At 72.2% G+C, this 14,934-nt stretch carries 18 protein-coding genes; 9 read left to right on the forward strand and 9 right to left on the reverse strand.

The features are described from left to right. Positions 1-10 precede the first annotated feature (10 nt). The 3 genes from ACIBQX_RS47070 to ACIBQX_RS47080 all read left to right on the forward strand — a co-directional run bounded on the left by ACIBQX_RS47070 (position 11) and on the right by ACIBQX_RS47080 (position 2,265). A complete protein-coding gene (locus ACIBQX_RS47070) occupies positions 11-628 on the forward strand; it encodes a TetR/AcrR family transcriptional regulator (RefSeq protein ID WP_397016693.1) in 618 nt (205 codons plus the stop codon). Positions 629-638: 10 nt separating this feature from the next. Next, positions 639-1,796, forward strand: coding sequence for an acetyl-CoA C-acetyltransferase (locus tag ACIBQX_RS47075; protein ID WP_397016695.1), 1,158 nt, complete (start codon positions 639-641; stop codon positions 1,794-1,796). A gap of 109 nt (positions 1,797-1,905) precedes the next feature. Next, positions 1,906-2,265, forward strand: a complete 360-nt coding sequence (locus ACIBQX_RS47080) for a hypothetical protein (RefSeq protein ID WP_397016697.1) — start codon at positions 1,906-1,908, stop codon at positions 2,263-2,265. Between the two features lie 55 nt (positions 2,266-2,320). Here the strand turns inward: ACIBQX_RS47080 and ACIBQX_RS47085 are convergent, their stop codons facing one another. The 4 genes from ACIBQX_RS47085 to ACIBQX_RS47100 all read right to left on the reverse strand — a co-directional run bounded on the left by ACIBQX_RS47085 (position 2,321) and on the right by ACIBQX_RS47100 (position 6,787). Further along, positions 2,321-4,042 (reverse strand): S8 family serine peptidase, encoded by a 1,722-nt coding sequence (locus ACIBQX_RS47085; RefSeq protein WP_397016699.1) that lies wholly within the window; start codon positions 4,040-4,042, stop codon positions 2,321-2,323. A gap of 154 nt (positions 4,043-4,196) precedes the next feature. Continuing rightward, positions 4,197-5,636: a PepSY-associated TM helix domain-containing protein gene (locus ACIBQX_RS47090; protein ID WP_397016701.1), complete on the reverse strand. Its 1,440-nt coding sequence runs from the start codon at positions 5,634-5,636 to the stop codon at positions 4,197-4,199. A 95-nt stretch (positions 5,637-5,731) separates the two neighbouring features. Then, a complete protein-coding gene (locus tag ACIBQX_RS47095) occupies positions 5,732-6,301 on the reverse strand; it encodes an MFS transporter (protein ID WP_397016703.1) in 570 nt (189 codons plus the stop codon). A 48-nt stretch (positions 6,302-6,349) separates the two neighbouring features. Further along, a complete protein-coding gene (locus ACIBQX_RS47100) occupies positions 6,350-6,787 on the reverse strand; it encodes a MarR family winged helix-turn-helix transcriptional regulator (RefSeq protein WP_397016705.1) in 438 nt (145 codons plus the stop codon). A 126-nt stretch (positions 6,788-6,913) separates the two neighbouring features. On the opposite strand from ACIBQX_RS47100, the gene ACIBQX_RS47105 reads away from it, so the two are divergent. Together ACIBQX_RS47105 and ACIBQX_RS47110 are read left to right on the forward strand one after the other, a co-directional pair. Then, positions 6,914-7,126: a hypothetical protein gene (locus ACIBQX_RS47105; protein WP_397016707.1), complete on the forward strand. Its 213-nt coding sequence runs from the start codon at positions 6,914-6,916 to the stop codon at positions 7,124-7,126. A gap of 32 nt (positions 7,127-7,158) precedes the next feature. After that, positions 7,159-7,842, forward strand: coding sequence for a hemerythrin domain-containing protein (locus tag ACIBQX_RS47110; RefSeq protein WP_397016709.1), 684 nt, complete (start codon positions 7,159-7,161; stop codon positions 7,840-7,842). A 19-nt stretch (positions 7,843-7,861) separates the two neighbouring features. Here ACIBQX_RS47110 and ACIBQX_RS47115 read toward each other — a convergent pair whose 3' ends face one another. Continuing rightward, positions 7,862-9,097, reverse strand: coding sequence for an alpha-hydroxy acid oxidase (locus ACIBQX_RS47115; protein WP_397016711.1), 1,236 nt, complete (start codon positions 9,095-9,097; stop codon positions 7,862-7,864). Positions 9,098-9,180: 83 nt separating this feature from the next. Between ACIBQX_RS47115 and ACIBQX_RS47120 the strand changes: the two genes are divergently transcribed. Both ACIBQX_RS47120 and ACIBQX_RS47125 read left to right on the forward strand, forming a co-directional pair. Continuing rightward, positions 9,181-9,783, forward strand: coding sequence for a metal-dependent phosphohydrolase (locus ACIBQX_RS47120; protein ID WP_397016713.1), 603 nt, complete (start codon positions 9,181-9,183; stop codon positions 9,781-9,783). A 13-nt stretch (positions 9,784-9,796) separates the two neighbouring features. Beyond that, positions 9,797-9,940 (forward strand): hypothetical protein, encoded by a 144-nt coding sequence (locus ACIBQX_RS47125; RefSeq protein WP_397016715.1) that lies wholly within the window; start codon positions 9,797-9,799, stop codon positions 9,938-9,940. A gap of 75 nt (positions 9,941-10,015) precedes the next feature. Here ACIBQX_RS47125 and ACIBQX_RS47130 read toward each other — a convergent pair whose 3' ends face one another. The 4 genes from ACIBQX_RS47130 to ACIBQX_RS47145 all read right to left on the reverse strand — a co-directional run bounded on the left by ACIBQX_RS47130 (position 10,016) and on the right by ACIBQX_RS47145 (position 12,713). Then, positions 10,016-10,291 carry a DUF4031 domain-containing protein gene (locus tag ACIBQX_RS47130; RefSeq protein WP_397016717.1) on the reverse strand — a complete coding sequence of 92 codons (276 nt, stop codon included), beginning with the start codon at positions 10,289-10,291 and terminating at the stop codon, positions 10,016-10,018. 34 nt (positions 10,292-10,325) lie between these two features. Beyond that, complete coding sequence (locus ACIBQX_RS47135) at positions 10,326-11,144, reverse strand: HAD family hydrolase (RefSeq protein ID WP_397016719.1); 819 nt, start codon at positions 11,142-11,144, stop codon at positions 10,326-10,328. A gap of 18 nt (positions 11,145-11,162) precedes the next feature. After that, positions 11,163-12,332, reverse strand: coding sequence for a cytochrome P450 (locus tag ACIBQX_RS47140; protein WP_397016721.1), 1,170 nt, complete (start codon positions 12,330-12,332; stop codon positions 11,163-11,165). 108 nt (positions 12,333-12,440) lie between these two features. Continuing rightward, positions 12,441-12,713: a hypothetical protein gene (locus ACIBQX_RS47145; protein ID WP_397016723.1), complete on the reverse strand. Its 273-nt coding sequence runs from the start codon at positions 12,711-12,713 to the stop codon at positions 12,441-12,443. Between the two features lie 232 nt (positions 12,714-12,945). Here ACIBQX_RS47145 and ACIBQX_RS47150 point away from each other — a divergent pair, with 232 nt between their 5' ends. Beyond that, positions 12,946-14,184 (forward strand): hypothetical protein, encoded by a 1,239-nt coding sequence (locus ACIBQX_RS47150; RefSeq protein WP_397016725.1) that lies wholly within the window; start codon positions 12,946-12,948, stop codon positions 14,182-14,184. Positions 14,185-14,209: 25 nt separating this feature from the next. Next, positions 14,210-14,899, forward strand: a complete 690-nt coding sequence (locus ACIBQX_RS47155; protein WP_397016727.1) for a DUF2786 domain-containing protein — start codon at positions 14,210-14,212, stop codon at positions 14,897-14,899. Positions 14,900-14,934: the final 35 nt, after the last annotated feature.

Genomic DNA, 14,934 nt, shown 5'->3' on the forward strand with positions numbered 1-14,934 from the left:
CCACCTTCACATGAGCGCACGACGCCGAGATTCCCAGAGCACCGCCGCCGCCCGCGCCGGGCGGCGGGCGGAGCTGCTCGCGACCGCCGCCGAGGTGTTCGCGTCCCGGGGATACGCGGCCACGACGGTCCGTGAGGTGGCCGACGCGGCGGACATCCTCGGCGGCAGCCTCTACTACCACTTCGACTCCAAGGAGTCGATGGTCGACGAGATCCTGTCCGTCTTCCTCACCGACCTGTGGTCGGCCTACGACGCGGTGCTCGCGGGGGAGCTGGGCGCGCGGGAGACGTTCGAGGCGCTGATCGTCGAGTCGTTCCGGTGCATCGAGCGCTACCGGCCGGCCGTCGTGATTTATCAGAACGAATCCAAGCATCTCGTGACAAATCCGCGGTTCTCGTACTTGCTGGATTCGCAGCGGCGGTTCCGCGAGATGTGGCTGTCGGTGCTGGACCGGGGCGTCACCGACGGCGTCCTGCGCGCCGATCTCGACACCGGCCTGATCTACCGCTTCATCCGCGACACCGTCTGGCTGGCCGCGAGCTGGTACCGCAGCGACGGCCCGCTGCCCGCCGACGAGATCGCCCGGCAGTACATAGCCATGGTCCTGGAAGGCATCCTGACGACCTGAGGAGTTCGCGATGGCGGAGGCGTACCTCGTCGAAGCGGTCCGCACGCCCGTGGGCAGGCGCGGCGGCGGCCTGGCCGGCGTGCACCCGGCCGACCTCGGCGCGCACGCGCTGAGCGAGCTCATGGCCCGCTCCGGCGTGGACCCGGCGGCGGTCGAGGACGTGATCTTCGGCTGCGTGGACACGGTCGGGCCGCAGGCGGGCGACATCGCGCGCACCTGCTGGCTGGCGGCCGGGCTGCCCGAGGCGGTGCCGGGCGTCACCGTCGACCGCCAGTGCGGCTCCTCCCAGCAGGCCGTGCACTTCGCCGCCCAGGCGGTGCTGTCGGGCACCTGCGATCTCGTGGTGGCCGGCGGCGTGCAGAACATGTCGCGGATCCCGATCGCGTACGCCTCCCAGGGCGCCACCGAGGCGCTCGGCCTCACCGAGGGCCCGTTCGCCGGCTCGCGCGGCTGGCGGGCCCGCTACGGCGACCAGGAGGTCTCCCAGTTCCGCGGCGCGGAGATGATCGCCCGCGACTGGGACATCTCCCGCGAGGACATGGAGGCCTTCGCCTTCGAGTCGCACCGGCGCGCCGTCCGGGCGATCGACGAGGGGCGTTTCGCCCGCGAGATCGCCCCGATCGAGGGCGTCACGACCGACGAGGGCCCGCGCCGCGACACCACCCGGGAGCGGATGGCCGCCCTGAAGCCGCTGCTGGAGGGCGGGCGGCTCACCGCCGCGCTCGCCTCGCAGATCTCCGACGGCGCCGCCGCCCTGCTCCTCGCGTCCGAGGCGGCGGTGAAGGCGCACGGCCTGCGGCCCCGGGCCCGCGTCCACCACCTCTCCGCCCGTGGCGAGGACCCCATCAGGATGCTGTCCGCCCCGATCCCCGCGACGGCCTACGCGCTGAAGAGGAGCGGCATGTCGATCGGCGACATGTCCGTGGTGGAGATCAACGAGGCGTTCGCCCCGGTCGTGCTGGCCTGGCTGAAGGAGACCGGCGCCGACCCGGCACGGGTCAACCCGAACGGCGGCGCCATCGCGCTCGGCCACCCGCTCGGCGCGACCGGCGCCCGGCTCATGATCACCCTGCTGCACGAGCTGGAGCGCACCGGCGGCCGCTACGGCTTGCAGACCATGTGCGAGGGAGGCGGTCAGGCCAACGTCACGGTCATCGAGCGGCTGTGAGCCCTGACAAGAAATATGACAATTCATCCAGAGTCGCTGGACTCGTGCGCGGCTCGCCACGCATAGTAGATCAGCAGAACCGTCCGCGAAAGCGCCAGTACGGAGGGTCATGCCCCACGCGTTCGCCGCAATCCTGATCGCCGCCTCGATGACCGCCGGTGCGCTGACCCCGGCGGCCCAGTTACCCGCCTCCGCCGTCGCGGCGCCGAAATACCGGGCCTGCTATGACGGCACGTGCAAGATCACCCTGACGAAGAAGACGTCGTTCCGGATCCACCCGCGCTTCGGCATCACCCGGCTGACCATCTCCTTCAACTCCCAGCAGGTCCAGGTCCGGGGCACCGGTCCCGGCGTCGCGGCCGGGGGAGGGTTCAGCAAGGGAGGCGCGACCACGGTCAACGGCATCCAGTTCACGATCAGCTCGTTGTCCGGCAAGAAGGCGGTGCTCAGGCTGAAGGCCCGCCGCTGAGCCCCGTACCCGATCGAGGAGGAGGCCGGCCCCTGAGCGGAGCCGGCCTCACGCGTCAGCGGACCGCGCCGAGAGCGTCGACGATGCCGCGGCCGTAGAAGCCGTTGTTCCCCTTGTTCCCTTCGCAGACGTGCGTGTCCGTCACCGTGGTGCCGTTGGGCAGGTGGCGGGTGTAGGTGTAGGCGGGCGGGTTCGGGCAGGCCGTCCTGGTCGCGGAGCTCTTCAGCACGCTCTCCACCACGCGGGGGCTGAGCGTCTTGCCGCCGTGGACGCGGTCGCGGTGGCCGAACCTGCTCACGATCAGCGCGGCGACTCCGACGGCGCGCGGTGAGGCCATCGAGGTGCCCTGGAGATAGGTGTAGTAGGCGCAGGTCGAGCCCTTGCAGTCGCGCACGACATGGGTGACGTTCGGCGTGCCGTCAGGGTTGAGCTCGCCGCGCTCCTCGGCGAGCGCCTTCGGGTAGGCGGCCAGGGTCGCCCTGGCCAGGTCACGGTTGTTGTCCGGCGTGTCGTAGGCGTCACCGCCGGGAGCCGCCACGTCGACGTAGCCGTTGCCGTAGTCGGAGAAGTACGACTTGCGCTTGCTGAAGCCGGTGGAGGAGACCGAGATCACGTGCTCACCCTCGCTCGGCATCGACACACAGCTCGGCGGGATGGTCCTGCTGTACGGCGCCTCGCCCGGCACACTGGCGAAGTCGGGGCTGGAGGCGTCGACGAGCTCCTTGGTGTAGTCGGTGGCGCCGTTGCCCGCGGCCGAGATCAACGTCACGCCTCTGCGGTGCGCGTAGTCGAGGGCCCGCTGGGTGGCCTTGATGATGGTGGCCTGCTCGGCCCGGTCGGCCGGCGAGTCCGCCGGGTTGTCGGTGCAGTTGAACAGCCACGGGTCGATGTAGTAGCTCATGTTGACCACGTCGATGCCGTGGTCGCCGGCGTAGGTCAGCGCGTCGATGCTCGGCTGGAGGAAGAAGTAGCCCGAGTCCTGGCCGACCCGCAGGTTCACGATCGACACCTTCGGCGCCACGCCCGCCACGCCCAGCCGGTTGATCGGGGAGGCGATGGCGGAGGCCACGTGGGTGCCGTGATCGCTCTCGTCCACGTCCGCGGGGTCCTCGCAGGACTTGTCGGGCTCCGCCTCGCAGGGGCCGTCGACCTCCGCGCCGTTGGCGTCGACGGGGATGTCGACGGTGAAGTTACGGCTGAGCTCGCGGTTGAAGTTGGGCGCGATGTCGGGGTGCGAGCCGTCCACGCCGGTGTCGAGGACCCCGACGAGCACGCCGTGGTCGCCCTGGTTGTAGCGGTGCGAGCCGCTCGCCGTGGCGTTGATCTGCTTCATGTCCCACTGCAGCTCCGCCAGCGGCTCGGAGCCCCGGCCCGGCTTGCCGAAGGTGGTGGTGGCGGGAGCGCCGGTCGCGGCCCGCTCCACCGCTCTGGCCTCGATGGCCTTGCGTACGGCGGCGGTGGAGCGGGCGGTCGTGGGCACGCTGCCGATGGACCGGTTGTGGGCGACTCCCTCGATCACGTCGCTACCGGCGAGTGCCGCCGCGAAGCCGGTGTTCGTCGTGGAGATCGTGGCGACGCCCACCGCGGTGTTCTCCTTGAGCAGGCTCCCGCCCGCGGCCTCGACGGCCTGCCGGGAGGCTTGCGCGTCGGCCCCTTCCTTGTAGAGGACGACGTATTCGGTCGGAGGGCCGTCAGACACTTTCAGCGCGGCCTGCGCGGGGGTCACCAGTGCCGCGGTGAGCAGAAGTGCGGCTGAGATGACGGCAACGCGTTTCACATATACCTCCACATTTTGGCGAATCCCGTTCATCAATCTGGAGACACTCATGGCACACGTCCAGATCTTCAGGGATTCGCCGCTCATGTGTTATGTGATCGCTTTCTCATTGTGAAGAATCTCGTGGTACTCGGACGCGTGCGCGGGAGAGGAGTCAGCCGAACACGCGGGACAGCCTGGGGACGCGCCGCAGCACCAGCCGGTCCAGCGCCAGCACCGCCACCATGGTGACGCCCGCCAACGGGAACAGCACGCCGAGCACCGCCATGATGGCGATCACCCCGTACGCCGTCCGCCTGCTGGTGACGCGGGCCGGGGCGCCGACGCGGCCTCGGGGGCGGCGCCTCCACCACATCCACACCCCCGTGACGACCAGCGTGATGAGGGCCAGGCAGGCGCCGAGCATCACGATCAGGTTGGCGACGCCGTAGCGGCGGCCCTCGTGCAGCGCGATGCCCTGCTCGACCGCCTTGGCCATCAGTCCGTACTCGGCCCAGCCGTAGGAGACCAGCACCCGCCCGCTGTACTGGTCGACGTGCAGGGTCTGCGCGTCCGCCGGATCGCGGCGCGGGGCGGTCACGATCGTGTAGACGCCCGTCGGGTCGCTGGGGAGCAGGATCTTGAGGTCGCACTCGGCGGCGGGGCAGCGCCGGATGGCCGGCCTGGCGGCGGCCAGGGCGCGCTCCAGCGGGAGCGCTCCGGGCTGCAGGACGCCGCCGGTGCCGGAGTGGGCGGCGTGCTCGTCGTCCTGCGAGGGAGGCACCGGAAGCCGCTCGGCGGCCCAGGGCACCTTGGCGTCGGGGTGGTGGGACAGCTCGCCCGACAGGGTGGGCACGGTGGAGGTGTCAGGGTAGGCGTCCGCGCTCGGTGTCGTGGAGCCGGTGGTCTCCTGGAGACGCTGGACCCCCGCGCCCCAGACGCCCGACCAGGGCAGCCCGGACAGGACGAGGAACACCACGGCCGCGCCCGCCACGACCCCCGTGTACGCGTGCACGCGGCGCAGCCGGCCGCGGGCCGAGGTGGCGCGGCGCTTGCGGGGGCCGCTCCACCACAGGTAGGCGCCGGTGGCGACGAGGATGAGCGCCCAGCACGCGGCGATCTCCACCACCCGGTCCCCGGCGACGCCCGCCATCAGCTCACCGTGGATGGTGCGTACGACGCGCATGAACGTGGCGGAGTCGTCGATCTGGCCGGTCACCGTGGCGGTCGCCGGGTTCACGTACACCGACACTCCCTCCGCGAACGGCCCGGTGTCGGCGCCCTGGAGGATGACGCGGGTGGTGCGGTCCGGGGCGGTGGGCGGGATCACGGACATCACCTCCGCGCCCGGACGGATCTGCTGGGCGGCGGCGATCTGCTCCGACAGCGGGCGGGCGGCGGTGACGGGGGAGGAGAGGGTGCGCACGTCCTGGTAGCGCCACTCCTCGAACGGCTCCTTGAACAGGTAGATGGCCCCGGTCACGGCGAGGACCAGCAGGATGGGGGCGACTAACAGACCGGCGTAGAAATGCCAGCGCCAGACGGCGCGGTAGCGCTGGGACGAGGTGGCGGTGATCGGCTGGGTGGTTTCCGGCTGTACGTGGACAGAGGTCATGGGCGTTCTCCGAACGGCACGCGAGGAGGGGCAGGGCAGGCATGACCGGCCGGCCGCGCGGGGGCGCGGCGGCGGTGCGGAGCGGATGCCTCCTGCTAGCGCGGCGGTCCTCGGCGGGAGAGCGCCGAGGACAGCGTCTGGGCCGTGCGAAGAGCGGGCGCCGGCGCCGCGACGGGCGGCGCGGGGCGTGGCGCGGCGAGCGGGGCGAACCCGCGGGGCAGTGGACGCCACAGGTCGCGCAGCGCGCAGCCGAGCAGGCGCAGGAGCGTGACCAGCGCCGAGTCGCCACGCTCCAGCCACCAAGCGGACAGCGTCGCGACGAGCACGTGCGCCACCAGCATCCCCAGCCCGGGGGAGAGCCCGGTGGCGTCATGGTGGCCGGCGACGGGCGCCGGCGTGACGCCCGCGCCGAAGAGGTGGTGCATGCCGTACTGGGCGGCGAAGGCGGCGGCCAGCAGCGTCCCCATGGAGGGGCGGCGGGCGGCCAGGACGAACGCCCCCGCCCCGGTGATCGCGGTGGCGGCGGCGACGACGTGCAGCCGGGCACCACCGCCGCCGGCCAGCATGTGCATACCCAGCGCGGTGTACACGCAGACGACGGCGAACACGGCGGCACGCAGGGCGCGCGGGATCGGCCGGCCGGCGTGCACACGATCACCGCTCACAGAGAGGGATACGTCGCTACGGCGGCGGCGGTTCACCCGCCTTGTCTATCATTCGGGTGGTGTGCTGTTCCAGACCGGAAGAGTGAGCACGGTGTGCATGCGGCGAAGCTCGTCGCGGTGCAGTGCGCTCAGGCGGGCCAGCACCTGCTCGCCCTTCGGCGTCAGCAGCACGCGCACCGCCCGGCCGTCGTCCGGGTGCGCCCCCCGACTGACCAGGTCCTGAGCCTGGGCCCGGTTGACCAGCTCGACGACGCTGTGGTGGCGGAGCTGGAGCCGCTCGGCGAGCTCTCGCACGGTCGCCCACTCGCGGCCGGGAAAGCCCTTCAGTGCCAGCAGCAGTTGGTACTGCTGCGGGGTGAGGCCGTCCTCGCGCACCGTCTCCTCGCTGAACCGCAGATAGCGGCGGATCCCGAACCGGAACCTGGCCAGCGCCTCGAAATCCTGCTTGGTCAGCGGCTCGGGCTGCGCGCTCTCTGGGTCCGACACGACTTCAGTCTATCGCGATGCGACATATCGCGGTGGGCTCCGCAGGTCATGGTCATCCCATATCTATCGTGTTACGATATAAATGCTCCGGCTCCGCGCGGGCGGCGCCGGACATCGGAGGATGAAATGAACGCCATCGTCACTGTGCTCATCGGAGTCCTGGCGCTGCTCCTGCCGATCGCCGACCGCCTGCACAAGGTCAGCATGCAGATCGTCACCGCCGAGAAGAACTCCACCCTCGTGCTGCCCTTCCCCGCCGAGCTGCTCCGCTTCCTCGAACGGTCCACCCCCGCCGCGCCCGAGCAGCGTGCCGCCTACGAGCCGAGCGTCCTGCGGTGAGCGGGGACATGCCGACCCGCCGGAGCGGCGACATGGCGACGCGCCAGGACGGCGGCTCCCTGACCGGCGAACACGCCCAGCTGCTCACCCAGGTCACCGCCCGCGCCAGGGACCTGCTCGCGGTGGCCGCCCAGAGCCGCTGGCCCGAGCGCGAGCTCCAGGCGCTGGCCGCCTACCTGCGCGCGGAGGTCATCCGGCAGATCACCGACGAGGAACGGCTGCTCCTCCCCACCTACGGCACGGCGCCCGTCCTCGCCTGGCTGGCTCGCGACCACGCCCGGCTCCGCGCCGCCGTCGACGCGATGGTCAGCGCGGCCGGCGGCGAGCGCCGCTGCTCGGTGACGCGGCTGGCCACGATGACCCGCGACCTGATCGCCCAGCTCAGCGACCACTTCGCCACCGAGGAACGTCTCCTGTCCGGGCTCGGCGCCCCGGCGGCGGCGACCGCCGCCCTGGGGGCCCACCCGCATCGCTGGTACGCCCTCACCGAGGGACCGGTGGTCGACCTGGACTCCCTGCCGGCCGCCAAGGCGACCGAGGCCGTCACCGACCGGTTGCGCCGGCTGCGCCGCGACGAGGAGATCGAGCTGCGCTCCAGCCACGACCTGAACTCACTGTGCTGGTGGCTGTCGACGTCCGGGCGCGGCGACCACGGCTTCGCCTACCTGCGCGAAGGGCCGGACCAGTGGTGCGTGCGGGTGACGCGCCGCCGGTAGCGGGCAGGGCGGTTCGCGCTCAGCGCAGGCGTACCACGTCCGCGTCCAGCCCGCCCACCCCACCGACGCCCAGCAGCTGCAGCGTGCGCACCAGCTCGCCGTGGAGGAGCTGCAGAACCCGGTCCACGCCCGGCTCACCGCCCGCCATGAGACCGTACAGGTAGGCCCTGCCGACGAAGCAGGCCCTGGCCCCCAGCGCGACCGCGGCCGCCACGTCGGCGCCACAGCGGACGCCGCCGTCCAGGAACACCTCGGTGCGGTCGCCCACCGCCGCCACCACCTCCGGCAGCAGCTCCAGCGGCGTGGGGGAACGGTCGAGCTGACGGCCGCCGTGGTTGGAGACCACCACGCCGTCCACCCCCAGAGCCGCCAGCTCCTTGGCGTAGTCGACCCGCTGCACGCCCTTCACCAGCAGCGGGCCCTCCCACTCCGAACGGATCCACGACAGATCCCGCATCGTCACCGTCGGGTCGAACAGCAGGTTCGTGATCCCCGCCAGGTCGTCGGGCGCCCCCTCGACGGTGGCGAACCGCAGCGGTTCACTGGTGAGGAAGTCGAACCACCAGGCCGGCCGGCCCACCGCCCGCAGGACGCTGCCCCAGCGCAGGGAGGGCGGCATCGTCATGCCGTGCCGCACGTCGCGCAGCCGCGCCCCCGCCACCGGCACGTCCACGGTCACCACCAGCACGTCCATGCCCGCCGCGCGGGCCAGGCGCAGCGACTCACGGGTGCGGCCCCGATCACGCACCACGTAGAGCTGGAACCAGTTCCAGCCACCGGGCGCCGCCGCCGCGACGTCGGCGGCCGTCGTGGTGCCCATCGTGGACAGGGTGTACGGCACCGAGGCCCTGGCCGCCGCCCGAGCCACCGCGCGCTCACCCTCACGGTGCATCATCCGGGTGAAACCCGTCGGCGCCAGCACCACCGGCATCCCGATCCGCCTGCCCAGCACCTCCACCGAGGTAGGCGCCTCCGCGACGTCGCGCAGCACCCGTGGCCTGAACTCCACCCGCGCGAACGCCTCCACCGACCTGGCCAGCGACACCTCGCCCTCGGCGGCCCCGTCCACGTAGTCGAACACCATGCGCGGGGCCCTGCGCAGCGCCAGCCGCCGCAGGTCGGCCACGTCGGACGCCGCCGCCAGCCGCCGTGCCCGCGACGCCAACGGCCGCGGCCGGCCGGGCATGAACGCCCGCAGCTCCCGCCAGCGGGGCAGGCGCCGGGGATCACCCGATGTAGCGTCGATGCCCGACACGTTAGCAACCCGCCCGCCGCCCGTCTCCCGGCCGCACGCCCCTATCGTGGACCCATGCTGACCGACCGACGGGTTGTGGGCCCATGCTGACGGGGTGGCTGGCTGAGGCAGGGGAGTCGCCGGCGGCTGAGGCCGTCGGCGCTGAGCTGGTGGCCCGCTGGTCGGAGGCGCATCGCCGCTATCACACGCTCACTCACCTCACCGCCGTGCTCGCCGCCGTCGACCGGCTCGCCGACGTGGCCGACGACCCGCGCGCCGTACGGCTGGCCGCCTGGTTCCACGACGCCGTCTACGACGGCAGGCCCGGCTGGGACGAGGAGCGCAGCGCCCAGCTCGCCCAGTCCAGGCTGCCGCGCTGCGGCGTGCCGCCCGCGCGGATCGCCGAGGTCGCCCGGCTGGTACGGCTGACCGCCGCGCACGACACGCTCACCGGGACCGACCGCAACGGCGCCGTCCTGTGCGACGCCGACCTGGCCGTGCTCGGCGGCGACGGCTACGAGGAGTACGCGGCGCGCATCCGCCAGGAGTACGCCCACGTGCCCGACGACCTCTTCCGCCAGGGCCGGGCCCAGATCCTGCGCCGGCTGCTGGCCGTACCGCAGCTCTACAGGACCCCGCAGGCGCGAGAGCTGTGGGAGCGACGAGCGCGCGCCAACATGAGCGCCGAGCTCGCCACCCTTGGGTAGGCGCGCTGGCGTCGTGGAGCTGCGCCTTGTGGTGACGAGGAAGCGTTTCAGTGCGCCGCGCGGCGGATGTCGAGACGTTGGAGCCTCGGTCGCCGTGCTCGCGCACCTCACCGCGCTCGCCGAGCAGATCACCGGCGTTATCCCGGCGGTGCGGTGAGCCCGGCGGGGCGAAGCCTGGGGCGGGGAGCGAGGCGGGGCGGGGCGGTGACGGCTGGGGTGGTGGACGGGCGCGTCAGCTTGGTGGGCCGTGGACTTTGCGGCGGCGCAGGCCCGCGTCGATCAGGCGGCGGAGCAGCTCGCGGGAGCTGACCGCGTGCGCGCCCAGCGACACCGCCCGTGCGTGCACGCCTTCCGGCACGTCGTAGTGGTCCCGGTCGAACGCCCGCGCCGGCACGCCCAGTCGTACGGCGAAGTCGTGCAGCTCGGCGTGGGAGGTGTCGCTGACCAGGTGCGACCACATCAGGCCACGCGGGCCGGGCCAGTGGGGAGGGTCGATGAGCACGGTCACGACGCCAAGGATAGGGCGCTCGTGAGCAGGAGGCTCAGGGGGAGGCGACCGGCAGGACCCTGCCGTGCACGGTCAGCTCGCCGAGATCGCTCACCACCAGGTCCGCGCCGAGGTCACCCAGCCCCGCGCGGAGGTCGCCCAGGTTCGCGCCGAGGTCGATCAGCCCCGCGCCGAGGTCGTCCAGGTTCGTGGTGCGGCCGTCCCTGTCGACCGCGATCACCTGGCCGAAGCCGCCCTTACGACCCGCCTCGATGCCGGGCAGCGCCGCCTCCACCACCGCGGCCCGGCTCGCGGGCAGCGCCAGGCGGCGTACCGCCTCCAGGAACAGTGCCGGGTCCGGTTTGCCCGGGAGGTTCATCAGCGCCGCGTCGCTGCCGTCGACCAGGACGTCGAACAGGTGCGTCACGCCCGCCGAGCCCACCAGCTTGCGGCCGTGCAGGCTGGCCGAGACCGCCGCCGTCCGCGCGCCCCGGTGGCGCAGCTCGTGCAGCAGCGCCACGGTGGCCGGGAAGGCGGCCACGCCGTACTTGTCCACCTGCGCCAGGAAGTGCGCGTCCTTGGCCAGGCCGAGCCCGTGCACCGTGGGCGCGCCGGGCTCGTCGTCCGGCGCGCCTTCGGGCAGCGTGATGCCGCGCGAGGCCAGGAAGGTGCGGACGCCGTCCAGGCGCGGCCGGCCGTCGACATGGCGCAGGTAGTCCGCCTGGATGTCGAAGGGCGTCGAGCGGCCGCGCAGGAAGGTGTCGAACACGTGCTTCCAGGCGGCCGCGTGCCCCCGGCCGGTGTCGGTCACCACGCCGTCGGTGTCGAACACGACGGCGCTGATCGCGGCCAGGTCGATGACTTTCTCGTCCACACCGCGAAGGTAACCCGGCTACCAGGCGACGGGTAGCTCATCCACGCCGTAGACGATGGCCAGTTTGCGCCACGGGACCTCGCCGGCGACGTGCAGGCCGGGGAAGCGGCGCAGCAGTCCCCGATAGGCGATGCGCATCTCCATCTGGGCCAGCGGCGCGCCGAGGCATCGGTGGATGCCGTGCCCGAACGACAGGTGCGAGCCCGCGGTCGCGCGCCCGGGCCTGACCTGGTCCATGTCCTCGCCCAGGTTCGGGTCGCGGTTGGCGGCGGCCAGCGAGCAGAGCACCAGCTCGCCCTTCTTGATCAGCTGCCCGTGCAGCTCCATGTCGTCGCGGGCGAAGCGGGGGAAGGCCACCTGCACGACGGTCATGTAGCGCAGCAGCTCCTCGACCACGTCGTTGACGTAGCCGTCGACCTCGCGCACCTTGGCGGCCTGCTCGGGGTTCTCCAGCAGCCACAGGGTGCCGAGCGCGAGCATGCTGGTGCTGGTGTCGTGGCCGCCGGTCAGCAGGCCGTCGGCCATGCTGGCCAGCGTCCGGTCGTCGAGCTCGTCGCCGTGGTCACGGAGCAGCTGGCCGAGCAGCCCCTCGCCGGGGTTCAGCCGCTCGCGGGCCACCAGCTCCGTCAGATACGACATCGCGTCGTTGACCGCCTGCAGCGACGCCTCCGGGCCGGCGGTGAAGTCGAAGCGGTTCGTGCTGATCTTCACGAAGTCGGCGCGGTCCTCGTGCGGAACGCCGAGCAGCTCGGAGACGACCAGTGACGGGAGCGGCAGCGCGAACTCCTCCATCAGGTCCACGGGGGAGCCCTTGGCCTCCATCCGGTCCAGGTGCTCCTCGACCATGGCCTCGATGCGCGGTTCCAGCCGCCGCAGGCGGTGCATGGTGAACTCGGGCGTCAGAAACCTGCGCAGCCGCGTGTGCTCGGGCGGGTCGCGGAAGCCGAGGCCGCCGGGGTCCTCCTGGTTGGAGCCCAGGCCGATCACGCCGGCGAAGTCGTTGCTGAAGCGCTCATGGTCGCCGAGCACGTCGCGCACGTCGTCCCACCGCGTGACCAGGTACACCGTCTGCCCGCCGGGAATGGCCATGGGGTAGACCGGGTGCTCGGCGCGGATGCGCGCGAGCTCGGCGTCGGGATCGAACCCGTCGCGCATGAACTGGACGAGGGGGAACTCTGAGTCAGTCATCGCAATCCGTCCTATCGGGATGCATCACACCATGTTGGGATAAATCCCTCGATGAATGGTCCCATCCGTAGGCAGGGCGTACCCCCTCCATAAGGACGAGATTTCATCTCAACCTGGCGCGAGCACGCTGGTCATCTCCTCGGGCGGCGGCAGGGTCCGGTCGCGGGCCCGCAGCGGGGGCTCGGGCGGCGGCGCCTCCGCCGTCATGGACGGCGGCGCCGGCTTGGGCCTGCGCGGCTCGCGTACGCCGCCACCGTCGGAGGGGTCGTCGAGCGGCGGGTCGTCCGCGCCGGGATCGTGCGCCTCGCCCGGCCCGAAGCCGGGCCGCGGGCCGAGCGCGCCACTGGGGAATGCGCGGCGCTTACGGGATCGCTTGCTCACAAGCCCTCCTAAGGCCGATTCGGCCTCTCCATTGTGAGTCTCGAACCCCGGGAGCGCGACGGTCCTCATGATGTGATTTTGGTACGTTCCCGCGCGCAGATCATGCAGGTGGGACGTATGGGGAAAGACGGGCAAAGTGGGGCAGCAGGCGGCGTTTGGCGTACAAGATGGCGACATTCTGCGATGATCTCGTCGTTTAGAGCCCGAGACTGAGCCTCACGGATAGTGACTGATGCCCACATTCGAGGAAATCACTGCCTTCATCACAGACAAGCCGCTCGCGACCGCTGTCATCACCCTACTGAGCCTGGTCGGCCTGGTGCTGGCCTATCTGGTGCTCAGAGTCGCCTGGCGCGCCCTGACCTGGCTGGTCGCCCGTTACGTCGCCCCCCGCCCCATCGAGGACGTGCTGACCGTCGTCGCCGCGTCCATCGCGACCGGCGTCTCCGCGCAGGGCATGTGGCGCTTCTCCGGTGACGTGCTGGGCCTGGACGGCCCCCTCCGGCTGCTGCTGTTCGCCTTCATCGAAGTGGCCATCATCACCTCCGCCGTGCGGGCCCGCCGCAACATGCGCGAGAACTTCTCCGCCGGCATCGACGGCATCGCCGTCTGGGCGCTGACCTGCCTGACCGCGGTGCTGTCCAGCATGGACGCGCGCAGCCTGCCCGAGGCGGTCTTCAGGCTCGCCGCGCCGCTGGTGGCCGCCTGGCTGTGGGAGCGTGGCATGGCCATCGAACGCCACCGCATCCGCGGCACCGGGCGGATCAACTGGCGCCTCACCCCCGAGCGGCTGCTGGTCAGGATGGGCATCGCCGAGGTCAGCGACCGCACGGCCAGCGAGGTCGACGCGCACCGCAGGCTGACCCGCGTCGCGCTGGCCGCCAAGCGGGCCAAGGCGCTGCGCGAGGGCGGCGCCTCCGAGCGCAAGGTCCGCGCCGCGCTGGCCAAGCTGGACAAGGCCATGGACCAGGCCGTCGAGCACACCGGCCTGGCCGTCGACGCCACCCGCCAGGAGGCGCTGCTCGCCCAGATCGCCGCCCTGTACAACACCTCCGCCCTCATCGACGCCGACCCGCGCGTGCCGTGGGAGCCGCACGCCGACCACCACCCGGTGCCCGCCCGCCCCGCGCTGCCACCGGCGCTGGCCGAGCTCGTCGACGAGGAGGACGAGGACATCGCGATGCTCGACTCCACCCCGCAGATCGTCGACACCGCCCAGCGGGCGGCGCTGATGAGGGCGGCCAGGGAGTTCTGGGACCGGCAGATCGCCAAGGGCATCGTGCCCCGCACGGTCGACATCGCCCAGGAGATCGGCATCTCGCTGACCACGGCGCGCGAGTATCGTTCCCTGTGGAAGCTGGAGCCGCAGGCGCACGCCCTCATCGAGGCGCTCTACCACCAGCACGGCATCGTCGACACCGGCGCCTTCCCGGTCATCGCCGCCGACGGGCGGGTGCTGACCAAGTCGTAAAAGGTCAGAGGAACGAGGGAGCGGGGTGCGCGGACGCACGCTGGAGCGGGTCAGGAAACTGCTGGCCAAGGCCGAGCGTACGGACAACGAGCACGAGCGGGCCGCCTTCATGGCGGCGGCGTCCGCGCTCATGGCCAAGTACGGCATCGACTCCCTCGATCCGGAGCGGCCCCGCCAGGCTCCCGGCGACCGGATCGTCACCGTGCCCGGCCCCTGGGCCAAGGAGAAGGCCCGGCTGGTCAGCCTGGTCGCCCAGGCGCTGCGCTGCCGCCCGCTGCTCATCGGGGGCGCCGACGGCGGGCACCGGGTGCACGTGTTCGGCTTCGCCGCCGACCTGGAGCGCGCCGATCTGCTGGCCACGTCGCTGCTGCTGCAGATGGCCTCCGGCCTGGCCCGCGTCCGGCCGCCGGGCGAGGTGACGGCCGTGCGGGCCTACCGGCGGTCGTGGCTGCTCGGCTTCACCGACGAGGTCTACCGGCTGCTGCGCGAGGCCGAGAACCGGGCCGAGGCGGAGGCGGCTTCGGTGGGCACCGCGCTCGTGCTCGCGGACCGGCACGCCGAGGTCGAGCGCGCGGTGGCGGCGGCCTACCCGCGCATCCGCCTCAGCGTCCCCCGCACCAGCGGCAGTGGCTACGGCGACGGCGTGGCGGCCGGCCGCCGGGCCGACCTGGGCCGCACCCGCGTCCCCGGCGAATCGACCCGCGAACTGACCTGACCGACCCAGGACCGGCCTCGCACCAGCCTCCCCGG

Origin of the sequence: Nonomuraea sp. NPDC049714 (genome assembly GCF_044465295.1) — a bacterium.
Classification (GTDB): Bacteria; Actinomycetota; Actinomycetes; order Streptosporangiales; family Streptosporangiaceae; genus Nonomuraea.